We start from the raw sequence: 22955 nt of genomic DNA on the forward strand, positions 1-22955 counted from the left end.
TAACAGAAAAAAAGAATATCTAAAACAAAAATTAATAGATTTATAAACAAGAAACACTCTTTAGCAAGTTGTCCTGATTAGTTTGAAGACATACATTTAAATCAATTGTCCCTTGAATTAATCCAATAGATTGAGGTGAAAATCGCCATGTAACAGCATTATAATCTTTATTGACTCCCGTGCCTTCATTGTTAACATTAGGATCCATATAGACTAAAATATCACTTACCGGAAGTGTTGAAGTATAGGAGCCGTTTACAAAGAGTTTTTGTTGACGATTGTCAATATTAAATCTAGGTTGCAAGCTGTATATGGGTTTTAGATAGGGGGTGCTAGAAGATTTGGCGGGTTGAAAAACTTCATTTCTGTTCAAAATAGCGGCATCAGATTCGGTTAGAAATGTTGGTTGCCCTTTACTGAAACTGTAATTTCCACTGCCCATCAATGAAGTACCGTGTATAAATCCTTCACTGTATTTAGCTTCACTGTGAGGAAGATTTAATCCGTGACCCAGCTCATGTAACATACCTCCCAAATAGTTGGAATTGGGGTTTGGTATACCAGTAACAGACATTTCCGAATTGTCAACAGCAAAACAAAATTTTCCGTGACCATAAAAAGGCTGATTACCGTCGTCAGTTCTTGCTGGCAGCAAAACTAAACAGTGGTTATCGGATGAAAACTGAGCTGGATTTTTAGTTTTAAAAGTTTTGATTTCATTGATGATCTTACCTACAGAAATAGCAGACTTGTAGGGATAATCTGCCTGTGTCCCTGAAGCTGGAATTTCAATAATTTTGACGAGTCCTGTTAGTTGATCTACAGGCAGGCCTAAGTAGGTGCTGTATCCATACCGCATCATCTCGGTATGTATCCAGTTTTGAAAATAAACGAATAACGCAGAGAGCCTAGTTTTATAATCTTTTAAAGCTGGATTATCTGTTGGCACAAACATGACAATGTTTAAGTTAACAGGATTTGATACGAATTCCTGATTCGTCAATGAGACATTTTCATTGTTATTATTGTTTAAATTTTGATCCTTGATATTCCTACTATCAATCTTGGTCTGTGAACATGAAAAACACATTATTATTAACGGGAGCACGAATGTTTTGACAAATCTCCGCAGTTTCAATGATTTTTTTTTCATGAATTTTAATTAGTTATAATATAATAGATTTTGCTAAATGTGAGAATCAACTTAAACCTATTCCTAATATTAGAGAAAACTTTATATTAACTGGTGCAAAAAAACAGAACAAACGTTTGCGTAATGTGCGAAAACGATTAAGGAGATAATTTAATGTAGATTTATTTACTAATTATTTTAAGAAGATTGACGGATTTCGACCGATGCAGGTAGCTTTATATTTTTAAACAAGGTAGTCTTTTGGGATTGATTAACCAATATCTCTGATAGGAGTAAAAAAGCTTGAGCTCCCATTTCTTTGGAAGGTTGGACGATGCAAGATAACGGCGGTTCAAAGATGTTTGTAAACCGGAAATTAGCAAAACCAATGAGGGATAGCTGAGCTGGTACTTCAATATGCAGCGCGTGCAGAACTTCTAAAGTTTGGTATGTTAATTGGTCTGAAGCCGTAAATATGGCATCTGGAGGCAATTCTGATTTCATTTTTTGGGATAAATAGAGCATTAACTCTTCTTGACTTTTTCGTCCCTTTTTCTCAACATCAATTGATAGTAAGTTTTTACTATGATATTGGATATTATAGTCTCTAAGGCACTGTAGATAGCCACGCCGACGCTCTTCTACCACTCCCTTCGCAAAACTTGAAATAAAGAGAATATTAGTGCGTCCTTGATTGATTAAATGGGTAATGCTTTCATATACTGCTGCATAATTATCGATGCCTATTTTGTGTGTGTCGATGTTGTAATTTGTCCGGTCCATTAAAACTACTGGAATTCCTTCATCCTTTAATTTCTTCAAATACTCCATCGAGGCCCTATTTCCGGTCGGTGTGATAACAATTGCATCTGCACCTTTCTTATATAAAGTCTCCAAATGGGTCATTTCACATACAGGGTCATCATTGCTTTGCATAATGAGCAGGTTATAAGCGGTCTTGGACATCTGTTCCTCAATCCCCTCTAAAATCTGCGAAAAAAAAGAATTTCCAATTGCCGGGACGATCATTCCAATAATGTTTGTCCTTCCTGTTCTTAATAGTTTTGCATAATGATTGAATGAATAACCATTTTCATTGGCATATTTCTGGATTTCTATCTTCGTTATATTGCTTATTTCATAACTATCCGCCAATGCTTTTGATATTGTACCTGGTGAATAACCCAGAGCTTTAGCAATATCTTTTATTGTTATCCGTTTCATGTTCGTTCGTTTGATGATTCTTTTGATAAATTAAAACCCAGTTTTTGAACACAATATGATCCTGGGTAGGAGAATACAGATGATTTCATTGTCAGTATCTACAATCTGAAATACTCATTTTTGACAACATAGATTCTTAGATTTATAATGAAAATAGTAGCTTTTCCTTATCCAGGTTTTACCCAAAATAGAATATACCGGAGAACAGATTAATCACCACATTAGTCATGTTAACGAATTTATATAACAACTTGGTCGATTTTAGAATACCAAGTATAGACAATCGATTGCTTAATCTACGAAATCGATTGTGTTACATTTTATTTTCTCCTAGTTTTAATTTTATAGTAGTTTTTGTGACTATCCCTAATTGGTTTGCTATATGTTTTGCATCGTACTATTGATAGACAAATAAGGAGAAGATCACGTAAAATGTCAAATCGTAAGTGAGGGGGCTTTTTAAATTACTTAATTTTTCACAAAATTAAACATTGAGCATCTTTGGGTAAGCGTTCCATTAAAATTGTTACCTTTGCAGAAATTTAGTGAAAACGATATGTTGGATAGGAAAAAGAATAGTTTTTTGTTTTTGATTTACTTGGTTGGACTGAGTATTATTGGTTTTTTGGCAACGGATATGTATCTGCCGGCATTTGATATGATGCGTGTGGATCTTTCGACAGATAAGAGTAGTATCAGCGCGAGTTTAAGTTTATTTTTAGCTGGTTATGCTCTTGCACAGCTGATCTGGGGGCCAATAGCTGATAAGATCGGGAAGCCCAAAACAATCCTCATCGGACTGACATTGTTTACGCTGGCTTCTCTGTGTATTTTTTTTACCAACGATGTGTTATGGTTGCTTATTTTACGTTTACTGCAGGCAATCGGTGTCTGTGCAGCGGCGGTAAGCTGGCAGGCTCTGGTCGTAGAATACTATCCGGCATCGCAGACCAATAAAATTTTCGCGACGATCATGCCCATGGTGGCTTTATCTCCGGCTCTGGCTCCTTTGCTGGGTGTATATCTGTTGCAACATTTTGGATGGAGATCCATCTTTATCACCCTAGCTGGTATCGCCGTGCTCCTGATGCTGTATACCTTCACTTTAATGCGCAAGCAAAAGTTGGATGCTCCAGTTGATACAAAAGCAGGTGAAAAAACGAAACAGTCCTATTTTTCACTTTTAAAATCCAACGTGTATGTGGGCAATGTGCTCATCTATGCGTTTTGCTCAGGTTCATTTTTTGCCTGGTTAACGGGCTCTCCATTTTTTCTCAAAGAACTGGGGTACGACGAAAGTCAGATCGGATTGAGCTTTGTTCCGCAGACCATTGCATTTATGCTGGGCGGATATGGCTATCGTGCGCTGGCAAACCGTATTGAGACCAAAAAACTGATGCCGGTTTTACTGATTTTATATTCCGTTTCTCTTCTAGCGATATATGCTATGAGTGTGATGACGAGACCTACATTGACATTATTACTGATCCCGTTCTGCGGTATGGCATTAGCAAACGGTGCATGTTACCCGATTGTAGTTGCTCAGGCACTACGTGTTTTTCCAAATAATCTGGGTAAAGCCGCGGGCTTACAAAATGCAATTCAGCTTGGAATCTGTTTTATAGCGAGTGCCATCGTTTCTGTTTTTTCAAAAGATGCACTATTGGCTACATCAATTGTCATGGTAGGGACAATTCCATTTATGTTAATCGCTTATAGGTTGACGGTAAAAGGTAAATAAAAATTATTTTACGGTCCCCGTCTCATGCTTTCTCCGACGGAAAATTCTCCCGGGTAGAGCAGTATGATATAATGATTGGGATCCTTTAATAATTTGAGATCCTGTAAAGCTGATGCGTCTGGGGCAGTTGAAAATTCAACATGATTATTTGTTTTAGAGATCTGTACGGGGTAGATTGTTTTTTCTGTTAAGGTATCAGGATTTGTTTTTATTTTGATATAATTTGGATGATCAGGATCTAGTGTAATAATTTCTGAATATGGCTGTTGCGTTGTATCATTTCCAGAAACATATTGTACCTCGATCAAGCACATCCGTTGTTTTGCGATCAAGAAATGGGATACAGCATACAGGAAGAACAGACCAGCGATCATACCCATAAAATAAATCAGTTGCTTCAACTGAAAATTAGAGAAAGTAACATGCACTTTCATAGACGTTCTTTTTGAGGGCGGTTTTTCCCTGGGGGTTTCCTCGCGGGAAAGCCGCCCTTTTTTTTTGTCTTTATTTTTTAAGATAACCTCCCCATCGCTCGAATTATCCGCAGAAGCTATTTCCACCTCTTCATTTTCGAGTATTTCCTCTTCCGCTATGTGATTTTCCTGTTCTTGACTCTCGTGATCAATTGCTGTTGTACTTGCTTCAGGTACGATCGTTTTCTCATAATCATCAGGATCGCAAAATTCAGGTGTTCGCTTTTTTAAATGGCGCAATTCCCGCCATTTATGGAATGGTCTTGGACCAAACTGTGTGAGTATGGCCAGTAGTTTGACGATGTTTTCGTCGGGATTGCTCGTTTTAGCCGTTATAAAATTTTTAAGCGGTTTCAGTTTATCTAACGGAAATCGACGGATGCTGGTCTCCAGATCATCATATCGTTTGATCGGATTAAAGAAATCCTGAAATACCTGTGTATCTTCTTTCGATAGTCCATTTGCAAATAATTTTAAACTCAAATCTCTTAGATTCCCGGGTGTGGGATTCTCAAGTTTTAGATCTAACTCATGTTGGGAAAGCAACTCCCTAAAGTTACTTATCACCTCTTTTTTAAATTCTTCAAACTCAAACATTGTCCCAAAATTAAAGTAACCCTAGCACCCGATTTTACGGTTTTCCGTAAAATAATAGACTCTTTACGCACTTTTTTGCACTGGAATTTTCGGAATTCTATCGGAATTTCTGGAATAATAACGGAAAGGTTGGAAAGATCGGAATCCTTTGATGTTTAGCTTTTTATCTGCGTTAATTTTGATTTGAAATCAGTTGATCAATCGACTAGTTCTTTCTAGGAAAGCGACGAAAAGATTTCATAAGGAGTGGATATCGCGGTCGTTTTTAACCGGTTTGGGAAGCAGTTATTGGTTCCCGCGATTGAAGCTCACTCACTTCCCAAAAAATTCAGAAGGCCTTCTGAAAACATTGTAGTAACCCCGGGCATGAGGCCCGCGGGACTACCAGGTTTTTGACTTTTAATTTTTTGAAAAATGTGGTATTTCATTTTAGCACTTTTATTTGGCAATCCTTCCAATACAGATACAAATGATCATCAGACTGTAGCTTCTGCACAGAGAAGCAGTGATGAAACAGGTGGCACTGGAGGTAAGGGACCTGTCCGTCCTAATAAATAAGCGATACACTTTTCTGTATAGAAAAAAGGTAACATTATGTTACCTTTTTCGTTTTTAATAGCTTGGTTGTTTTTAAGGTAAAAAATCGATATTTTCGAACAAAATAGATCCTTTATTGAAACGCTTTAGCTTATACATACTTTTAGTCTTTTTGTACTCCTGCCAACAAGAAGTCATTCAAAAGGAAACTTCCATTGATAATCCGGCTTATGATAAGGCGTTCGAGTATCTCGAAATGGGAAAAGCAGATAGCACCTTTTTTTATTTTAATGCAGCAAAGCAGGTCTTTTTGGAAAAAGGCGATAGTCTCCAAGTGGCCAAGTGTTTGATCAATATGGCGCTTACCCAACAGGAGAAAGGTGATTATTTTGGATCGCAGGAAACGGCATTGCAGGCTGTACCTTTTCTGGATGAAAACAAACCTGAGCATCATGCTTTTCTGAGTATGAATTTCAATGCCCTTGGACTGGCTACCGATGATCTACGCGACTATCCAAAGGCTATTCTCTTCTATGAATTAGCAATTAAGTATTCTGACGATCCACAAAATACACTGATCTACCGGAATAATTTGGCACTCAGTTATCTTTCAGATGAAAAATATGAAGAAGCCCGAGAGATATACGATGATATTATCGATGAAACCCATAAAAATCCCATTGAGCATGCGCGGGTATTGTCGAATCTGGCACGAGTCAAATGGAAGCAAGACCGAAACTATCCCGCTATTTATGAGTTTCAAAAAGCCTTGAAGATGCGTGAAAAGGAGAAGGATCTTCGCGGGCAAAATTCAAGTTTGGTATTTCTTACCGAGTATTACGAAAATCGTAAACCTGATTCGGCTTTGTTTTATGCTAAAAAAAGATATGATATTGCAAAAAAAATAGCAAGTTCTAATGATGAAATATTAGCATTAAAAAAATTAATTAAACTAAGCCCTAGTGATTCTGCGAAGTCCTATTTTGAAATTTATAATAACTTAAATGATAGTATTCAGCAAGCGCGTCTGGCCGCGACCAATCAGTTTACTTTGATTCGCTATGAGGTAGAAAAAAATAAGGCTGATAACCTGACCCTGCAGAAAGACAATGCTGAAAAAGCCTATAATATTGTTAAGCAGCGGATCTGGACATTCTGCGTTTCCTTATTATGTGTTACGGTTATTGTAGGCGGTACTTTATGGTATAAGAGACGCAAAGAACGTATGCAGTTTGAGGCACAAAATAGAATCAAAGCCAATCAGCTCAATATCTCACGTAAGATTCACGATGTGGTAGCCAATGGCCTTTACCGCGTCATGACCGAAATCGAGAATAGGGAAGATATTGACCGAGATGGGATCCTCGACCGCCTGGAAATGATGTATGAGAAATCCCGTGATATTTCTTACGAAACCGAAATAACGCCAGATGCAGAGCCAGATTGGCAAAAACAAGTTGCTGAACTATTAAAATCTTTTGTGACCGAAAATAGAAAGGTCATTATTGCCGGAAATGATGCAGAGCAATGGGAGGGGGTTACGGCACATATCAAGCATGAAGTCCATCATGTCCTACAGGAGTTAATGGTTAATATGCGTAAGCATAGCCAAGCAACCGATGTGGTGATCCGTTTTGACTGGTCTCCTGGGCTATTGCGTATCTTTTACAGTGATAATGGTGTAGGAATGCCCGAAACGCAGGTAAAAGGTAATGGTCTTACCAGTACGGGAAACCGTATTTCTAATTTGGATGGTAAGATTACCTTTGTCAATAATGCAGGGAAAGGGCTAAAGGTTGAAGTGTCCATCCCTATTTTTTAAAAAGATCTTATTATATGTTTAAAAAAGTACTTATAGCCGAAGATCATGAAATTGCCAATATTTCGGTTCAGAAAACACTTCAGGAGCTGGGGATCCAGACAGCAAAATATGTCTATTATTGTGATGATGCATTTACCTGGGTTAAAAATGCACAGCGGGACGGTGAGCCCTACGATCTGTTGATTACCGATCTGACTTTCGAAGAAGATCATAATCCGCAACGTTTATCTGGAGGTTTGGCACTTATTCAGGCAGTTAAAGAGATTCAATCTCAGTTGAAAATCATTGTGTTATCAGCGGAAAGTCGGACTGCTGTTATAGATGAACTTTTTAAAAGCAGAGCCATCGATGGTTATGTGCGTAAAGCAAGACGAGATGCGCAATACCTGAAAGAGGCTTTACAGGCCGCACACCAGGATAAACTTTATCAGTCCCCTGAAATTAAACAGTCTATCCGGGAAAAGAATTCACATGAATTTACTACGCTCGATATTCATATCATCGCCCTACTGGCAAAAGGAATACTGCAGAAAGATATTCCACAACATCTGCAACAACAACAGATAAAGCCATCAGGACTGAGCAGTGTCGAGAAAAGATTGAACCTGATGAAAGAAGTGCTAGAATTCTCTAAGAATGAACAGCTTATTGCTTATTCAAAAGATATCGGTTTAATTTAAATAAACCGATATTCTATCCTTGCCGAACCGGTTATACAGGGCTTCTGAATTTATATTCAGAAAGCGAATCCCTGTCTATTTAGCACGTATTTTTTGTTATTGTAAAGAAGGTCTTAAGAGTTGAAACTGCAACCCTAAACGAAAGACATTTAAACGGGCAGCATCTGATGAGGATGCACCATCCATCTCCCCTTTATAGTTTTTAGTACCCCAGGCGTAACCCGCAAATACCGTATAACGGTTATAATTGACGTTGAACTGTAGGCGGGGTCTAAGATCCATTTTCATGATATCCTTGCCTCTGTCTTTTTCAAATTCGGTTTCATTGCCTTTATTGTCTTCAATACTTCCCTTTTCTTTGATCTGAAGCGTGTTGGCGATATCAACGCCCAACTGCATATCCAAAGTAATAGGTTCAAATGAAAAACGATAGCCAATGAAAGGATTAAAATTTAAAAACTGCTGGTTCAGCTTGGTCATGCCTATGGTGTTGTTCGTGTTTTCTGTGCTCTGAAGATATATTTTAGTTTGCAAGCGTTCAAATGCACCTTCTACACCTAATAAGAAATTGTTGCTAAATACGTAGCGATAGTTGATCGCTCCGCCCAGGTTTATGCCATACTTTACTCCAAAAGGATTGTTGGTATAATAGTCCTGTGGGCTAGAACCGTTTAGGTTTGATCGAGAATCGCTTCCTGGTCCTGTAAAATTGGAAGAACCTGAAGTAATACCTATCCGCAATTCATGTGACTGGGAAAATGCAAGAATCGGGATACTGCATGTGAATAAGCTTGCTAGAATGATTTTCTTCAACATAAATGGAATTTTTAAATTATTTCATAACAAAGAAACAGTTGCTCCTTATATTATGTTTAAATTTAGGTAAATCATAGCAATAAACCCTATTAAGAATTTTATTTTAAATAAAAAATGGTTAACGTATGACCTGTACGTTAACCATCTGTAAAAAATTACTAATTAATCAATTTGTTTGCAGTCGATACAGCATTTTAGGGATAAACTGCATGCAACTGCAAACGTTGTAAATAAAAATTCGCACCTACCTTTAATGTGAATGATACAAAGTTAAAATTCCTAATAACGGGATTTTACGGTTTCCCGTAAAATTAAGATTTTATGACATTTCTGCATTATTTATTGTTTTTAAAGCCAATAGGGCTATATTTTTTTTAAAATATTTTTAAAAAATATGAATTCCACTATGCTTATTCATTTGGTTACATGCTCATTGGGGGGAGGGAAGTTTGACTATGTTGCGATGATGAACCGATTAAAATCAGTCCTAAACAGAAAAAGACACATCGTACGACGATGTGTCTTTTCTATATGCTTTGAAACTGCAGTCCTAATTCATTATAAAGATGCGAATTTCATCCAGTCCGCATTTTCTTCATAATCCATTAACGGATCTGCTGTGTTATTGCTATGCAACTGACCAGCAAACATCGCCAGATCCATCTTGATATGCTGACGTGTTATTTCGGTCATTTTATCGTTAAACCCTGCATTGTTGATCAACAATACATATTGATAACAAACAACGCGTGCGATCATTCTTCCCAAAGTCATCATTTCGCGTTGTTTTGGCTGATCTGGAAGATTGAAATTAAGAATTTCACTGAAGAATGGTGCAGCAAGTTCTGTCCCTTTATATTGTTTTAAGAATGCCAGAAGATTGTTTTCTTTGCTTTTGCGCATCAGTTTGGCAATTGCTTCAGCAATCTGTGTATATAACATTTCATTAGATCCTTCAAAAATCTGAAATGGTCTACTGTCTACAACACCTCTGCCGGCAATATGGTCTAAGCGGTATCCATTTGCTCCTGACAATTGCAAGCATATCTGTGATGCTTCCTGCATCAGATCTGTCACGAATGCTTTTACACTATTGGCATCTACACCATGACTAGATAAGTCATTACTGATTGAGCTTACTGTGGTGCTGTATGCACACATTGCCGAACATAGGGTAAAGGCTGCCTGTAAACGTGATAACTGAAATTTAACGGAGTCCATTTCATTAAGGCGGATGCCTGTAACACGTCTTTCATGACAATGTTGCATCGCTTCATCCAGCATACGCTTGATAAAGCCCATACCCATACCCGGAAACTGCAGTCTGCTACGGTGCAGTGTATCCAGCATTAATTTTATTCCGGTACTTTCTGGAACCAATCGCTGTGCTGCGGGTACTTTGATGTCAATATTATTGATTCCGTAAGGAATAGCATATAGACCAAGACTGTTGTAACGTCTTTCAACTTCAATTTTTTGTTCTGCGGCTGCGTCTTCCGTTAAAAAGAAATCAATATCACGGGTCAGATCGCCATTTTCATTTCTTTTACGTGCAGTCACCAGCCAGTAATCGGCTGCTCCTGTAAGACCTTGCCAATGTTTCTGGCCCTGTATGCTGTAATGATCTCCTACCTGCTCATAAGAAGTACGCATATTAAGCGCATCGCTGCCAAAGTCAGGCTCTGTGATCATCAAGCCACCCATTGCCTGGTTTTCCAAAAAGTGTTTGAATACTTTTTCCTGAACGGTGATATTACCATACTTCGCTAATGGTTCTAGAAAAAGGGCAATGTTGATTCCGAAAATAAGGGACAGCGATAACGATTCGTACGAAGCGGCAGCTAGTACTCCCAGACACTCTTTAACATGTACTCCACGACCACCATGGCTTTCTGGAATAGCAACCGCAAGCGGTGTCATGTCCATGATTTTGCTCAAAAAATCAGGCGGTAAATCGCGCGATAGACTAAGGTTATTATAGTCATATTCCTGATTAAATAAGCTGGATAATCTTTCCTTAAATGAGGAAATGTAAATATCAAAATCTTGCGTCATGGTTGATTGTTCTAAAAAGTTAAGCATCTTAAAATGTAGGATTAAATGATGAACAATAACGAAGGGGCTTATGCAGATACCATTCTTGTTCAGTGTCTCCTAACTTTTCTAATGAGAAGTGAGTACTGAAGTAAGGTAACAAAAAACTTGTTATCAAAAAATACATTTTTTTCTGGTTTAACATGAGTTTTATAAAAGTGATTGCATATTCACCATCGCTTTGTACAAAAATAAACCTAAAAACGCAATCTCTTTGTTTTATTTAGTATAAAGATTAGGACAAATCGTGCATGTGTGGCACGAAACTACCTGGCTTTATTTCGATAAGAGGTTGGTGACATGCCTACAATTTTCTTAAAGATGCGTGAGAAATAGGACGGATCGGAGAAATCCAATTCATAACATATGTCGGCAATGCTTTTGTTGGATTCGAATAGCAGGAGCTGACTGTGCATAACCAGAACTTCCAGAATAAGTTCCTTTGATGATTTTTTAAAAACAGCGGAGACACATCTATTGAGATAATTGGGCGATACGGCTAATTTATCGGCATAGAAGCCGATTTCCTTCTGTTTCAGGTAATTTTTGTGCACAAGTTGTTTAAACATCATCGCAATCTCCTGACTGCGGTTGAGCATGTTGTTGGTGTTGGAAAGCTTGATGATTTTTAATAGTGCTGATTTAAGCAAGCTTTCAAATAGTTCTTTATACGGAGATGCCGTATGCAACTCTTTGTAAAGCAATCTAAATAGCTGGTGCAGATCGTGATCATCTGCTGTAGAGAGATTGTGAAGCGGTGATATGGTGAAAATATTTAAAATTTCCTGCTCTCTGAAAATGGAGGTCATGGCTGCATCATTGACCAGAATACAATGTCCTTTGGCTGATTTATCAACCGATCTGATCACCGATATATTACCATAGTTGCTCATCAGGATCGCCGGCGCCTGAACCACATATTCTTTGGGGCCGATCTGGTGTTTAAAATAGCCTTCGGTTATATGAACAAGTAAATTGTAACCTAGAAAAATAGGCGGTGTCGGAAATTTAATATAGGGCGCAATTTCGCTCAATCGAAAAATTTTGACTGACGATTGCATGTATTTTAGATGTTCCAGACTGCCGGACATAAACCGTTCGACAAATTCGTTCGCATTGACTTGTTTTTCCATTCTTGATCTTAATATAATATTTCTGGTACTTACCGCCAAACCTAAAAGATGTTTCTTTTCTTTACCAAAGTTACGCATTGAAATGATAGCAATTTTATACTAATCTTGTGCCAATAATCACATTTAAATCTTTCTCCATCATATTGAGGCCGAAACTGCCTTAGCATCGCAATGTTTCTATACAGAAAAGGGCTATGTGTAAAACATAACCCTTTCTTTATTATTAACCAATAGATTGCAGGATATGGTATTATTTTACTAATCCTGCTTTTTATTATTTGTAGATAGCAAATTCTTCCATTGGATTTCTTACTTTCTTCATCGGTGCTAACCAATCTTTTTCAGCATCACGGTAGCCCACGTACATTAATGATACGCTTTTTAAACCTAAGCTTGCTAAGTCAAGTACTTCATCTACGATCTGATTGTTAAAGCCTTCAGCAGGAGTAGTATCAACACGCAATTCCGCTGCCTGTGCCAATGCCAGCCCTAAACCAATATAAGATTGTTTTGCGGTATGTACAAAATGCTGTTCTTCAGTCTGAGAAGCGTATAGCTTTTTGATCATATCTGTATAACTATTGAATCGTCCTTCAGGCAATTCACGCTCTTCTGTTGTACGGTTGTAGATGGTATCGATGCGTTCTTCGGTATACTTGTCCCATGCAGCAAATACCAATAAATGAGAACAGTCGCGCATACACTCTGGATTTAAAGCTCCAGCAACTAATCTTTCGCGTACTTCTTGACTTTCGACAACGATGATTCTAAAAGGTTGCAATCCTGAAGAAGTGGGCGCTAAGCGTGCCGCTTCTACAATTTTTTCGATGTCTTCTTTACTTACTTTTTTTGTGGGATCGTATGCTTTTGTAGCATGGCGCCACTGTAAATCTTCAATTAATGCCATTGTTTTAATTTTAATGATATGTTGATAACGGAGCGTGCAATTTTGATATTAAAAGATTTGTTCTTTTTGGTGTTTTCAATTGTCAGATACTCCTGATATCAAGGTTATACTTCTGTTACTATTTTACTTTTTAATATTTTATTGGCAATGTTGCGCATACTTTCAATCTCTTCAGCACTGATCTCCAGTTCTTCTATTAACTTCTGCGGTATGCACTTGGCCTCTTTTTTTAGGTCTTTTCCAGCTGTTGTCAGGAAGATTTCGACAACCCGCTCATCAACCGTACTTCGTTGTCGCACGAGCAGATGTTTTTGTTCCAGACGTTTTAGTAACGGTGTCAGTGTACCGCTATCTAAAAACAGTTTATGACCGATCTGATTGACGGTCTGCTGGTCTTTTTCCCAAAGAACCATCAATACCAGGTACTGTGGATAGGTAAGTCCGATCTCATCGAGATGAGGGCGGTAGCGCTGAATGATTTCCCGGCTCAGTGCATAGAGGGGAAAACAGAGCTGATTGTCCAACTTTAAAAGATCTTTCATGTCAATTTTGTTTGCGGTACAAATATAAATATTATTTACAATTAGGTTGTGTGCAATTTAAAAATAGCGATTTTTAATGTGTTTGTTGACAATGATATGGCATAGATGGGGATAGCAATATTCTTTAAAAGTTGTCTTGCTATATTTTTTTAATAATTTTCCTGTTAGACTTGTGTCTTAAGAAAATATATAAAATACGGTGTGGTTGAATTAGGTTAGAATTAACTGAAATATGATCTAAATAAATTGTATTCATGATTTTTGGTGGTAATTAATTGTTTTTAAGTGTGTTGTGGTTTATTTGAAAATTTGCAAAACATTTTAACGGAGGCATTGGTTTAACTGAGAGTAAAGGATACTGATTACTTACTGTTGGCTTAGATTAGAGTCTTTATGAATAGACCAATTACTACTAAATACCGATTAGCAATATTAATGTCTTGTTGTTTACTGTTTGTGCAGCCCCTTTGTGCGCAACTCATACGTTATGAGACAAAGGACTCGCTGAATGGGAAACCTAAAATGACCTCTTTCTTAATCGGCCGTTTGAAATTAAACGGAATCTACGATATCAAGGGTAACCTGCATGGTAACAGTTCTTTTTTAATCCACGAAAATGATGTTTATGGCCGTGATAGACCGGCATTCTGGGTTGACATGCGCCAGAGTCAAATACGTTTTGCTTCCACGACGCAGCTGAAGAATGGCAAGGAGATCAGTGCGATGTTGGAAGGTGATTTCGAGGGCGGACCTAACCGGACTTCACTGTTCAGACTGCGCCATGCCTGGATTAAGTATGATCACTTTACTTTGGGACAGAATTGGTCCACCTTTGGAGATCCGGATCTGTGGCCGGCAAGTTTGCTGGACTGGGATGGTCCTACCGGGATGGTTCTGAGTCGCCGCATCCAATTGAATTATAAAAACAAATTTACGGAAAAGGGCGGTGCTGGTTATGAACTTGCGATAGAGCAAATGGAACCCCGTAGATTGTATGATTATACCATCAATATAGATCGTGGGGTAGATTATGCACCCCGACGTATTCCTGACGTCATCGGTGCACTGCGCTATGACTACGATGGAGGAAGCTTCTTGAAGGTCGCAGGGGTCTACCGCAATATTGCTTACGATTCGAAAGAAGTATTGACTGGCGATACGGACTACAGGTACAGAACAGCCAATGGCTGGGGACTGACAGGGATGGCCAGTATTTTTTTTAATAAAAAATCAGGATTGGTCAACAACCTGCAGGCACAATGGAATATGGGGCGGGGTATCGCTGATTATTTTTTGGCTATCGGAGGTTCGGGACTGGATGGCTTCGCTCATGAGGAACAGCCCGGGCTGCTCAATTTGTTGGATGTAACTGCGGGATTTATATCGTATCAGCGCTTTTGGACACCTAAATTCCATACGATGCTTATGACTTCCTATAATCATTTTTCGGGCGGAGAAAATACGCTAAGTCCTTGGAATAAAATGAATAATTATCAGTTTACCTTAAATCTTTCATACAATGTTCTAGAAAATCTGATGCTAGGATTAGAACCGCAGTTCGGTTATAAACAGCTGGAATTTGATGAAGGGCTTACAAAAGGGAAAAATGCAATGCGGATGAATTTTGGAATGCTATTTAATTTTTAACCAATCAAATTATAATACAATGAAAAGACTACTGATATCTCTAACCCTGCTGCTGTTTCTGCAGTTGGCCTATGGACAAAAGCCTAAGATCATCATATTGGCCACGGGTGGAACCATAGCTGGACAGGGGGCTTCGGCAAATCGTGCAGGGTATACTGCAGGAAAGATTCCGGTATCTGATTTGATCGGAAGTATTCCATCGATCAACGAAATCGCGGAGGTGAGCGGTGAACAGATTTCTTCTGTTGGCAGCCAGGATATGAGTTTGGATATCTGGAAAAAGTTAGCGGTTCGCATTAATGAGATTTTCAGTAAAAAGGAAGCCGACGGAATTGTGATTACACACGGTACCGATACGCAGGAGGAAACGGCTTATTTTCTGGATCTGGTGGTGGCTTACGATAGTCCTGTTGTTTTGACTGGTGCTATGCGTGCCTCTACCGCTATCAGTGCTGATGGCCCTAAGAATTTATTTGATGCCATAACCTTGGCGGCTGATGCGAAAAGCAAGGGCAGAGGTGTACTGGTATCTTTTAATGAATCCATTTTTAGTTCAAGGGATGTGACCAAATTGAGTACGACAAAGGTCAATGCATTTGGTTCACCTAATAGTGGTGCAATCGGTCAGGTTTTTGACGGAAAAGTGGAATTCTACAAATCTTCAGACCGTCAGGTGAAACCTTTGGCTCCTTTTAAAATAGATGCTAATACGGTCTTTCCAAAGGTTGAAATTGCATACATGTATGCCGATGCTTCACCAGCTTACCTCAACCTGCTGGTAAAAGAGAAGGCCGCGGGTATTGTAATCGCGGGTGTAGGGAATGGGAATTTTTCGAAAGCTTTTACTGAACAGGTCAAACAGGCTGTAAAAACAGGCATCATGGTGTGTCGTGGAAGCAGATGTGTATCGGGTCGGGTTGTTGAAGATGGAGAAGTGAATGATGATGAATTAGGAACGTTGGTATCCGATGATCTAAATCCACAGAAAGCACGGATACTACTGATGTTGGGCTTGTTAAATACACATGATAAAGAAACATTGCAAGGTTATTTCTTGCGTTATTAATAGCATTATAAACGATTATCATTTTAAATAATAAAGATTATGACATCTTCTCGAATTGAACACGATTTTTTAGGTGAAAAAGAAATTAGCAACGACTGCTATTACGGTGTACAGACGTTACGCGCGAAGGAAAATTTTGATATTACTGGAATTCCGATCGGCAGTGAGCCTCTTTTTATAAAGGCATTTGGTTTTGTGAAAAAAGCGGCAGCATTGGCGAATAGGGATCTGGGTATTCTGGATGCAAAGAAAGCCGAAGCGATCGCTTATGCCTGCGACCGTTTGATCGCAGGTGAGTTTACGGATCAGTTTATCAGCGATCTGATTCAGGGCGGTGCTGGTACTTCATGTAACATGAATGCCAATGAAGTGATTGCCAACCTGGGACTTGAATATCTGGGGCACCAAAAAGGAGAATATAAATATTTGCACCCGAATAACGATGTTAACTTGTCGCAGAGTACAAATGATGCTTATCCTTCTGCTTTTCGAATTGCAGTTTATCTTAAAATTGGGGCTTTCTCCCACGCTTTGGAGGATCTGCAAGGCGCCTTTTTTAATAAAGGGAAGGAATTTGACGGCATTTTAAAAATGGGGCGTACGCAGTTGCAGGACGCTGTGCCGATGACTTTGGGACAGGAGTTTAATGCTTTTGCAACCACGCTGGGCGAAGATGTGCTGCGTATTCGGGAGGCTTCGCAGTTAATTACAGAGGTGAACATGGGAGCTACTGCAATCGGTACCGGCGTGAATGCGCCTGAGGGATATGCACAGTTATGTGTAAAATACCTAGCTGAAATAAGCCAGGTTCCCGTTACGCTTGCCGCCGATCTGATCGAAGCGACTTACGATACTGGAGCTTTGGTCCAGCTGAGCGGAACGCTGAAGCGTAATGCGATAAAATTGAGTAAGATCTGTAATGATCTTCGTCTGTTGAGCAGCGGCCCTCGTTGCGGTCTTAATGAAATTAATCTACCGGCAATGCAACCGGGTTCTTCGATTATGCCGGGAAAGGTTAATCCGGTTATTCCTGAGGTGGTGAACCAGACCTGTTTTTATGTTATCGGTGCGGATCTTACAATTACGATGGCGGCAGAAGCTGGTCAGTTGCAACTGAATGTAATGGAACCTGTCATTGGCATGGCTTTGTTTACTTCCTTGCAGTACCTGACCAAAGCTTGTGGTACCTTGAAAGATAAATGTATCGTCGGTATTACCGCAAATGTTGAACATAGTAAAAATCTGGTGATGCAGAGCATCGGGATCGTAACACAACTGAATCCGATCTTAGGATATGAAGAATCTGCCTCTATAGCAAAAGAAGCTTTAAAAACGGGTAAATCTATTTACGAAATTGTGGTCATGGAGCGTAAGTTGATTACGCAGGCGAAGTGGGATGAGATTTATTCGATCGAAAATTTGATTCATCCTAAATTTATATCGAAATGATATTTGTGCAATTTGTGATTCTGTTGGCGATGATCTTAATCGGATCACGTATGAAAGGAATCGGTCTGGGTGTCATGGGAATGATCGGACTGTTTATCTTTGTGCTGTTTTTTAAAATGACACCGGCGGATCCGCCCATATCGGTCTTACTGATTATCCTTGCTATTGTAACGACGGCGGCGACTCTTCAGGCCGCAGGTGGTTTGGATTATCTGGTGAGTATAGCGGAACGTATAATCCGTAAGAATCCGAGTCAGATCACCTTTATTGCGCCATTTACGACCTATTTTCTTTGCTTGTTTGCAGGGACGGCTCATATTGTTTACTCGCTTTTGCCCATTATTGCAGAGGTTTCGGCTAAACAGCGTATTCGTCCGGAAAGACCACTTTCGGTATCGGTCATTGCTTCACATCTAGCCATTACGGGCAGCCCGATGAGTGCTGCAAGTGCCTCTTTAGTTGCTATACTCGCTTATTCTTCGGCTTCTATCGATATCATGAAAATATGTATTCCAGCGGCACTCTGTGGTATATTTGCCAGTATATTAGCGGTACGAAAGAAGGGATTGGAACTGGATAAAGATCCGATATTTCTGGAGAAAATGAAGGATCCGGAATTTGCGAGATCGATGGATCCTAGTCAGATGGAAAATGGGACTACCCAATACCAACCTGAGCCAGGGGCTAAAATTGCGGTTGCGATATTTGGATTTGCAATTCTGCTGATTATATTTTTTGGCGCTTTTCCTGCTTTTGTTCCTCATGTGGGTGGAGGTCCTAGTTTCAGTGTAAATGCAAATGGAACGATCAATCTGACCAGTTTGATCATTATGATCACCTTGTCGGCTTCAGCATTTATCATGCTGATAACAAAAACTTCTGCTGTAAAAGTCGCTATGATGAGTTTATTTACATCGATGGCGACGGCTGTTGTTTCGGTGTTGGGTGTGGTATGGATGAGTGCTACTTTTATGCTGGCGAATGAGGCAGTTATTGAACATACTTTTAAGGATATTGTAACGGTATATCCCTGGACTTTTGCGATTGCTTTATTTTTGATGGGTGCTTTGACTTTTAGTCAGGCAGCCACAACAAGGACAATTATGCCAATGGGTTTGGCACTGGGTATTACAAGTCCACATTTATTAGCGATGTTTCCAGCTGTAAATGGTGATTTTCTGCTTCCTGGTTACCCGACATTGCTCGCTGCAATAGATTTTGATCGAACGGGAAGTACGAAAATTGGAAAATTTGTCGTGAACCATAGTTTTATGATTCCGGGTCTGGTTGCAATCGCCGTTACTATTTTTGTCGGTTTTATCTTAAGTGGTATACTGCTTTAGCTTGTGTAATCCACAGGTTCTGAAAGTTTTTGAGAGACATCCTTTCTTCTGCAAAGGATGTCTTTTTGTAAGTTATCTAACTGTTTAATTTTTGCTGATAGACCATTTGTTCTTTAATACGATAAAATAATAAGCAAAACTGCCTAATACAGGGATGCTAAGAATTATGAAAAACCAGAGAAGGCGGTGTATGCCTGGTATTGTTCTATTTGTCGCTGCGTGAAATAAACAGTATAAATAAGCTAACAGCACCGGTAAGATGAATAGACTAACAGCAATTATCTCAGAAGTGCCAAGATTTATGAATAAGAGGTTCATATATTTAAGTTTAAATATTAATCATTTTGAAATTAATAGTTGAACTAAGGTAGTGATTTTTAATGAATTGACAAAAGGGTTACCATAGCCGCTATAAGTTTTATCATTTAGGATAACTAAGGGGGGCATAATGAAAAGTATATAGTTTTTGTCCAATTATTATTACATTTGATTGGTGCCAATGCTCTATTGGTACTATATAATGACCTAATAAATAATTGATTGACCAATTTTAAAACGCTGGAATCCGTATGGCCCATTTAAAAAAATATTTTTACTATACTGTGTTTGCTTTCTTTTTTTTAGGTATGGTTGTGCAAGCACAACAGTTAGCTAGAACTGCTGACCGTCACAATTATACTTCCGGTGCCTTGATTCAGGAACGGCCTCAGGTGAAGTGGCGTTTTCAAACCGAAGGCCAGGTTTATTCTTCTCCCGTTTTATATACCAACAAAGTTATTATTGGATCCTGTGACAGTAATCTTTATGCTCTAAATAAAGCTGATGGAAGCGTACTTTGGAAATATAAGACAGGTGGAGAGGTACGGGCTACTGCGGCGGTGGATCAACAGGTTGTTTATTTTTTAAGTGCTGATGGTCATTTTTATGCGCTAGATGTGCATACCGGAAAGCAATTGTGGACTTTTAAAACGGAAGGTGAAAAGACTTATGATATCTGGGATTATTTTCAATCTTCGGCAGCTGTAGAGTCGGGAATCGTGTATTTTGGATCTGGAGATGGACATATTTATGCGGTTGATGCCAAAAATGGAAAAGAAATCTGGAAATATAAAACAGCAGGTATTGTACATGCTTCGCCTACTGTGACAGCCAATGAAATCTTGATCGGTAGTTTTGATGGTTATTTTTACTGTTTAGAGAAAAATGGTGATTTACGCTGGAAATTTAAAACGATTGGTGAGCACTATTTTCCGAAGGGGGAGGTGCAGTTTCATGCGGTTGCGGCGGATAGTTCTATTTATTTTGGAGCCCGGGATTTTAATAGCTATGCTTTAAAAATTAAAGATGGTACTGGACATTGGGTTTATCATCAGCCCGGAAGCTGGATCAGTGTACCTAGTCTTGCTGGAAAGCAGCTGCTGCTGACCATGTCGGATTCTTATAGTGTGCTCGCTTTGGATAAGGTTTATGGAGGGAAACTTTATGAACCACGAATTCCATTAAATACGTTTAGCAGTGCTTCGATCACAGATTCTGCGGCTTATTTTGGTGCGTTGGATGGTGTGCTTTATAAGTTAGATCTTTCGAAAGGTACGGTTTCAAGTGTTTTTCAAACGGCATCCAGTAAACTGAACCGGTCAAATTTTTTTGATGAAAAAGATAAGTTACGAACTGGACTGGATGAAAAATATGCACATGATATCCATAAATTGTTTACGGGATACCTGCAGATGGGCAGTATTTTTTCTACGGTCTGGATCGATGGTCAATCATTGTATTTTGGTTCTACAGATGGCGCTGTGTATGCACTTGAATAGTTTTGTAAGATATGTGATTTGTTTTTAGAGAAACTATTATGCTCCTTGTTTGTTTAAAAATTGCGAGCAATGATGTCTTGAAGGTTCTTGTTTGCTTTTATTATTGATTACAACAGAACAGGCATGGATATTTCTAAATTATTTGATTTAAGCGGTAAAACGGCTATTATTACTGGCGGAGCAGCAGGTATAGGCAGGGCTTGTTGCCAGATGCTGGCTGCTCATGGCGCGTATGTCGTGGTCGCCGATTATAACTTTTCTGCAGCGCAGAAAACAGCATCTGAAATTAATCAAGATGGTGGAAATGCACTTGCAATTGAATGTGATGTAACGAAGGATGAAGCGTTGGTTAATCTGGTGGATGCTGCCGTTTCAAAGTATGGTGGAATACATATTTTAGTAAATAATGTGGGTGGAGGTGGAGCAGGGAAAGAAAGTCCTGATCAGATCGCTGTTTCACAATTTGCCAAGGTATTTGAAATGAATGTTTTTAGTATGTGGCGGCTATGTCAATTGGTAGCGCCCCATATGAAATCGGCAGGTTATGGGAGCATAATCAACATGTCATCTATGGCTTCTATCAATACCAGTCCTGCAATTAGTGCTTACGCTTCTTCTAAGGCTGCGGTAAATCATATGACTAAAAATTTGGCATTCGATTACGGACCGGAAATCCGCGTGAATGCGGTGGGTCCTGGAGCGGTTCGAACACATGCACTGGGTACAGTGTTAACGCCGGAAATAGAACGCAGTATGCTGAAGCATACACCCTTGCAACGCTTGGGGGAGCCAGAAGATATTGCTGGTGCGGTGCTTTATTTTGCGGCTCCGATTTCCAGCTGGACAAGCGGACAGGTACTGTTTGTAAATGGGGGCGGGGTGCAGACCTTGGATTAGGGTTTCTGAATAATCATTTTTTTTATGTCATCTAAACTTTGGAGTACTGTTGCAATAGTTGCTGTTGTTTCGGGCAATTCTGTTGTATGGTAACTATGAAACTCCCATATTTCTAAAATTTCTTCAAGTGGAACGGTATACAATTCGTAAATAGGATTTAAAGAACGACACTGTAATACTCCGTCTCGAAGCAGTGTGATGGCTTTGAATATAATATCCTGCCCCTTTAAGACTACAAGCGCGAGTGATTCGGGTTTTATTTGGCTCCAGTCTTCAATAAATTTTCCTGTTATATCCATATTTTGCGGAAAGGGCAACATGGAGTCTCCGACTACAGGAAAGGTACGATAGGTTCGGTGCTTAGAAAGATTGGGAATATGATATTTCGGTAGCTCTGAAATATAGTCCGGATCAGCATACCCTCCAGATACATAGCCAGCTCGTCCTTTTATGGGCACATAGTCAACATGTTCCTGATCGGATTTGTCAACACTGATGGCCAGAACTCTAAGATTTCCGCCTTTGATATAAATATCGTTCCCAGCTTCTAGATCGCGAATCTTTAACTCACCTAGCTTACTGATGTCAACGGTCATTAAGGTATCTAAACTGATCTTAAAATAATTGGAGATGGATAACATAAAATGTGGTTCCATGGCTTTTGTTTTGCCAATTTCAATAAGTGCAAGTTTTACCCGTGTTACATTGATGGCTTCGGATAGCACTGCCTGACTGACTTTTTTACGCTCCCGGAGGAACTTTAGGTTATTGGTAAAAAATATTTTTGGTTCTTTATTTTCCATTTGCTATTATTAGAAACATTGATTTGTTTCTATTGGAAACAAATGTAGCGTAAAATATTGATTATTTGTAGGGCATTATCGTGACAGCTGACGATTTGGATTTATTTTTGTAAATAGAAAAATTACGCAAAGTTGATCGGAAGTTAGTTAGTTAGTTAGTTAGTTAGTTAGTTAGTTAGTTAGTTAGTTAGTTAGTTAGTTAGTTAGTTAGTTAGTTAGTTAGTTAGTTAGTTAG

20 protein-coding genes are annotated in these 22955 nt (G+C 39.0%); 10 read left to right on the top strand and 10 right to left on the bottom strand.

Annotated features, from left to right (window positions below; translation table 11 throughout):
- Positions 1-40 precede the first annotated feature (40 nt).
- Both EDF66_RS25425 and EDF66_RS25430 read right to left on the bottom strand, forming a co-directional pair.
- Positions 41-1153 (bottom strand): hypothetical protein, encoded by a 1113-nt coding sequence (locus EDF66_RS25425; RefSeq protein ID WP_132846067.1) that lies wholly within the window; start codon positions 1151-1153, stop codon positions 41-43.
- A 177-nt stretch (positions 1154-1330) separates the two neighbouring features.
- Positions 1331-2356, bottom strand: a complete 1026-nt coding sequence (locus EDF66_RS25430) for a LacI family DNA-binding transcriptional regulator (protein ID WP_132846069.1) — start codon at positions 2354-2356, stop codon at positions 1331-1333.
- A 532-nt stretch (positions 2357-2888) separates the two neighbouring features.
- On the opposite strand from EDF66_RS25430, the gene punC reads away from it, so the two are divergent.
- Entirely contained in the window at positions 2889-4097 is a 1209-nt protein-coding gene (gene punC / locus EDF66_RS25435) for a purine nucleoside transporter PunC (RefSeq protein WP_207898788.1), read from the top strand.
- 8 nt (positions 4098-4105) lie between these two features.
- Here the strand turns inward: punC and EDF66_RS25440 are convergent, their stop codons facing one another.
- Positions 4106-5167: a hypothetical protein gene (locus EDF66_RS25440; protein WP_132846070.1), complete on the bottom strand. Its 1062-nt coding sequence runs from the start codon at positions 5165-5167 to the stop codon at positions 4106-4108.
- Positions 5168-5581: 414 nt separating this feature from the next.
- Between EDF66_RS25440 and EDF66_RS26215 the strand changes: the two genes are divergently transcribed.
- The 3 genes from EDF66_RS26215 to EDF66_RS25450 all read left to right on the top strand — a co-directional run bounded on the left by EDF66_RS26215 (position 5582) and on the right by EDF66_RS25450 (position 8206).
- Positions 5582-5725, top strand: coding sequence for a hypothetical protein (locus EDF66_RS26215; RefSeq protein ID WP_165902528.1), 144 nt, complete (start codon positions 5582-5584; stop codon positions 5723-5725).
- Between the two features lie 115 nt (positions 5726-5840).
- Complete coding sequence (locus EDF66_RS25445) at positions 5841-7526, top strand: ATP-binding protein (protein ID WP_132846072.1); 1686 nt, start codon at positions 5841-5843, stop codon at positions 7524-7526.
- A gap of 14 nt (positions 7527-7540) precedes the next feature.
- Positions 7541-8206 carry a response regulator gene (locus tag EDF66_RS25450; protein WP_021188241.1) on the top strand — a complete coding sequence of 222 codons (666 nt, stop codon included), beginning with the start codon at positions 7541-7543 and terminating at the stop codon, positions 8204-8206.
- Between the two features lie 96 nt (positions 8207-8302).
- On the opposite strand, the gene EDF66_RS25455 is transcribed toward EDF66_RS25450, so the two are convergent.
- From EDF66_RS25455 to EDF66_RS25475, 5 genes are all read right to left on the bottom strand, one after another.
- On the bottom strand, positions 8303-9022 hold the full coding sequence (locus tag EDF66_RS25455) for an outer membrane beta-barrel protein (protein ID WP_132846074.1): 720 nt from the start codon (positions 9020-9022) through the stop codon (positions 8303-8305).
- 558 nt (positions 9023-9580) lie between these two features.
- Positions 9581-11077, bottom strand: coding sequence for an acyl-CoA dehydrogenase family protein (locus tag EDF66_RS25460; RefSeq protein ID WP_132846076.1), 1497 nt, complete (start codon positions 11075-11077; stop codon positions 9581-9583).
- 305 nt (positions 11078-11382) lie between these two features.
- On the bottom strand, positions 11383-12327 hold the full coding sequence (locus tag EDF66_RS25465) for a helix-turn-helix domain-containing protein (protein WP_207898790.1): 945 nt from the start codon (positions 12325-12327) through the stop codon (positions 11383-11385).
- A 196-nt stretch (positions 12328-12523) separates the two neighbouring features.
- On the bottom strand, positions 12524-13156 hold the full coding sequence (locus tag EDF66_RS25470; RefSeq protein ID WP_132846078.1) for an NAD(P)H-dependent oxidoreductase: 633 nt from the start codon (positions 13154-13156) through the stop codon (positions 12524-12526).
- Positions 13157-13260: 104 nt separating this feature from the next.
- A complete protein-coding gene (locus EDF66_RS25475) occupies positions 13261-13698 on the bottom strand; it encodes a MarR family winged helix-turn-helix transcriptional regulator (protein WP_021188245.1) in 438 nt (145 codons plus the stop codon).
- Between the two features lie 393 nt (positions 13699-14091).
- Here EDF66_RS25475 and EDF66_RS25480 point away from each other — a divergent pair, with 393 nt between their 5' ends.
- Genes EDF66_RS25480 through EDF66_RS25495 form a run of 4 tightly spaced genes read left to right on the top strand, consistent with a single transcriptional unit; the run spans position 14092 to position 19203 of the window.
- Positions 14092-15345 carry a hypothetical protein gene (locus EDF66_RS25480; protein WP_132846080.1) on the top strand — a complete coding sequence of 418 codons (1254 nt, stop codon included), beginning with the start codon at positions 14092-14094 and terminating at the stop codon, positions 15343-15345.
- Positions 15346-15364: 19 nt separating this feature from the next.
- Positions 15365-16411, top strand: a complete 1047-nt coding sequence (locus EDF66_RS25485) for a type II asparaginase (protein ID WP_132846082.1) — start codon at positions 15365-15367, stop codon at positions 16409-16411.
- Positions 16412-16447: 36 nt separating this feature from the next.
- Positions 16448-17860, top strand: a complete 1413-nt coding sequence (gene aspA, locus EDF66_RS25490; RefSeq protein ID WP_409049553.1) for an aspartate ammonia-lyase — start codon at positions 16448-16450, stop codon at positions 17858-17860.
- Positions 17857-19203 carry an anaerobic C4-dicarboxylate transporter family protein gene (locus EDF66_RS25495; protein WP_132846085.1) on the top strand — a complete coding sequence of 449 codons (1347 nt, stop codon included), beginning with the start codon at positions 17857-17859 and terminating at the stop codon, positions 19201-19203. The genes aspA and EDF66_RS25495 overlap by 4 nt, the downstream gene beginning before the upstream one ends.
- An 84-nt stretch (positions 19204-19287) precedes the next feature.
- Here EDF66_RS25495 and EDF66_RS26660 read toward each other — a convergent pair whose 3' ends face one another.
- Positions 19288-19521: a PLDc N-terminal domain-containing protein gene (locus EDF66_RS26660; RefSeq protein WP_132846087.1), complete on the bottom strand. Its 234-nt coding sequence runs from the start codon at positions 19519-19521 to the stop codon at positions 19288-19290.
- 251 nt (positions 19522-19772) lie between these two features.
- Here EDF66_RS26660 and EDF66_RS25505 point away from each other — a divergent pair, with 251 nt between their 5' ends.
- The gene (locus EDF66_RS25505) at positions 19773-21020 is read left to right on the top strand and encodes a PQQ-binding-like beta-propeller repeat protein (protein WP_132846089.1); all 1248 of its coding nucleotides are present in this window, start codon (positions 19773-19775) and stop codon (positions 21018-21020) included.
- Between the two features lie 123 nt (positions 21021-21143).
- Positions 21144-21917, top strand: a complete 774-nt coding sequence (locus EDF66_RS25510) for a glucose 1-dehydrogenase (protein ID WP_132846090.1) — start codon at positions 21144-21146, stop codon at positions 21915-21917.
- Here the strand turns inward: EDF66_RS25510 and EDF66_RS25515 are convergent.
- The gene (locus EDF66_RS25515) at positions 21914-22720 is read right to left on the bottom strand and encodes an XRE family transcriptional regulator (protein ID WP_132846092.1); all 807 of its coding nucleotides are present in this window, start codon (positions 22718-22720) and stop codon (positions 21914-21916) included. The genes EDF66_RS25510 and EDF66_RS25515 overlap by 4 nt on opposite strands.
- Positions 22721-22955: the final 235 nt, after the last annotated feature.

The organism is Sphingobacterium sp. JUb20, assembly GCF_004342035.1.
Taxonomy (GTDB): domain Bacteria; phylum Bacteroidota; class Bacteroidia; order Sphingobacteriales; family Sphingobacteriaceae; genus Sphingobacterium; species Sphingobacterium anhuiense.

What these genes read in the sequence shown, in the direction of transcription:
- EDF66_RS25425 (WP_132846067.1), bottom strand. Translation starts at nt 1,153, where the DNA reads ATGAAAAAAAAATCATTGAAACTGCGGAGATTTGTCAAAACATTCGTG.
- EDF66_RS25430 (WP_132846069.1), bottom strand. Translation starts at nt 2,356, where the DNA reads ATGAAACGGATAACAATAAAAGATATTGCTAAAGCTCTGGGTTATTCA.
- EDF66_RS25440 (WP_132846070.1), bottom strand. Translation starts at nt 5,167, where the DNA reads ATGTTTGAGTTTGAAGAATTTAAAAAAGAGGTGATAAGTAACTTTAGG.
- EDF66_RS26215 (WP_165902528.1), top strand. Translation starts at nt 5,582, where the DNA reads ATGTGGTATTTCATTTTAGCACTTTTATTTGGCAATCCTTCCAATACA.
- EDF66_RS25450 (WP_021188241.1), top strand. Translation starts at nt 7,541, where the DNA reads ATGTTTAAAAAAGTACTTATAGCCGAAGATCATGAAATTGCCAATATT.
- EDF66_RS25455 (WP_132846074.1), bottom strand. Translation starts at nt 9,022, where the DNA reads ATGTTGAAGAAAATCATTCTAGCAAGCTTATTCACATGCAGTATCCCG.
- EDF66_RS25460 (WP_132846076.1), bottom strand. Translation starts at nt 11,077, where the DNA reads ATGACGCAAGATTTTGATATTTACATTTCCTCATTTAAGGAAAGATTA.
- EDF66_RS25465 (WP_207898790.1), bottom strand. Translation starts at nt 12,327, where the DNA reads ATGCGTAACTTTGGTAAAGAAAAGAAACATCTTTTAGGTTTGGCGGTA.
- EDF66_RS25470 (WP_132846078.1), bottom strand. Translation starts at nt 13,156, where the DNA reads ATGGCATTAATTGAAGATTTACAGTGGCGCCATGCTACAAAAGCATAC.
- EDF66_RS25475 (WP_021188245.1), bottom strand. Translation starts at nt 13,698, where the DNA reads ATGAAAGATCTTTTAAAGTTGGACAATCAGCTCTGTTTTCCCCTCTAT.
- EDF66_RS25480 (WP_132846080.1), top strand. Translation starts at nt 14,092, where the DNA reads ATGAATAGACCAATTACTACTAAATACCGATTAGCAATATTAATGTCT.
- EDF66_RS25485 (WP_132846082.1), top strand. Translation starts at nt 15,365, where the DNA reads ATGAAAAGACTACTGATATCTCTAACCCTGCTGCTGTTTCTGCAGTTG.
- EDF66_RS25495 (WP_132846085.1), top strand. Translation starts at nt 17,857, where the DNA reads ATGATATTTGTGCAATTTGTGATTCTGTTGGCGATGATCTTAATCGGA.
- EDF66_RS26660 (WP_132846087.1), bottom strand. Translation starts at nt 19,521, where the DNA reads ATGAACCTCTTATTCATAAATCTTGGCACTTCTGAGATAATTGCTGTT.
- EDF66_RS25505 (WP_132846089.1), top strand. Translation starts at nt 19,773, where the DNA reads ATGGCCCATTTAAAAAAATATTTTTACTATACTGTGTTTGCTTTCTTT.
- EDF66_RS25510 (WP_132846090.1), top strand. Translation starts at nt 21,144, where the DNA reads ATGGATATTTCTAAATTATTTGATTTAAGCGGTAAAACGGCTATTATT.
- EDF66_RS25515 (WP_132846092.1), bottom strand. Translation starts at nt 22,720, where the DNA reads ATGGAAAATAAAGAACCAAAAATATTTTTTACCAATAACCTAAAGTTC.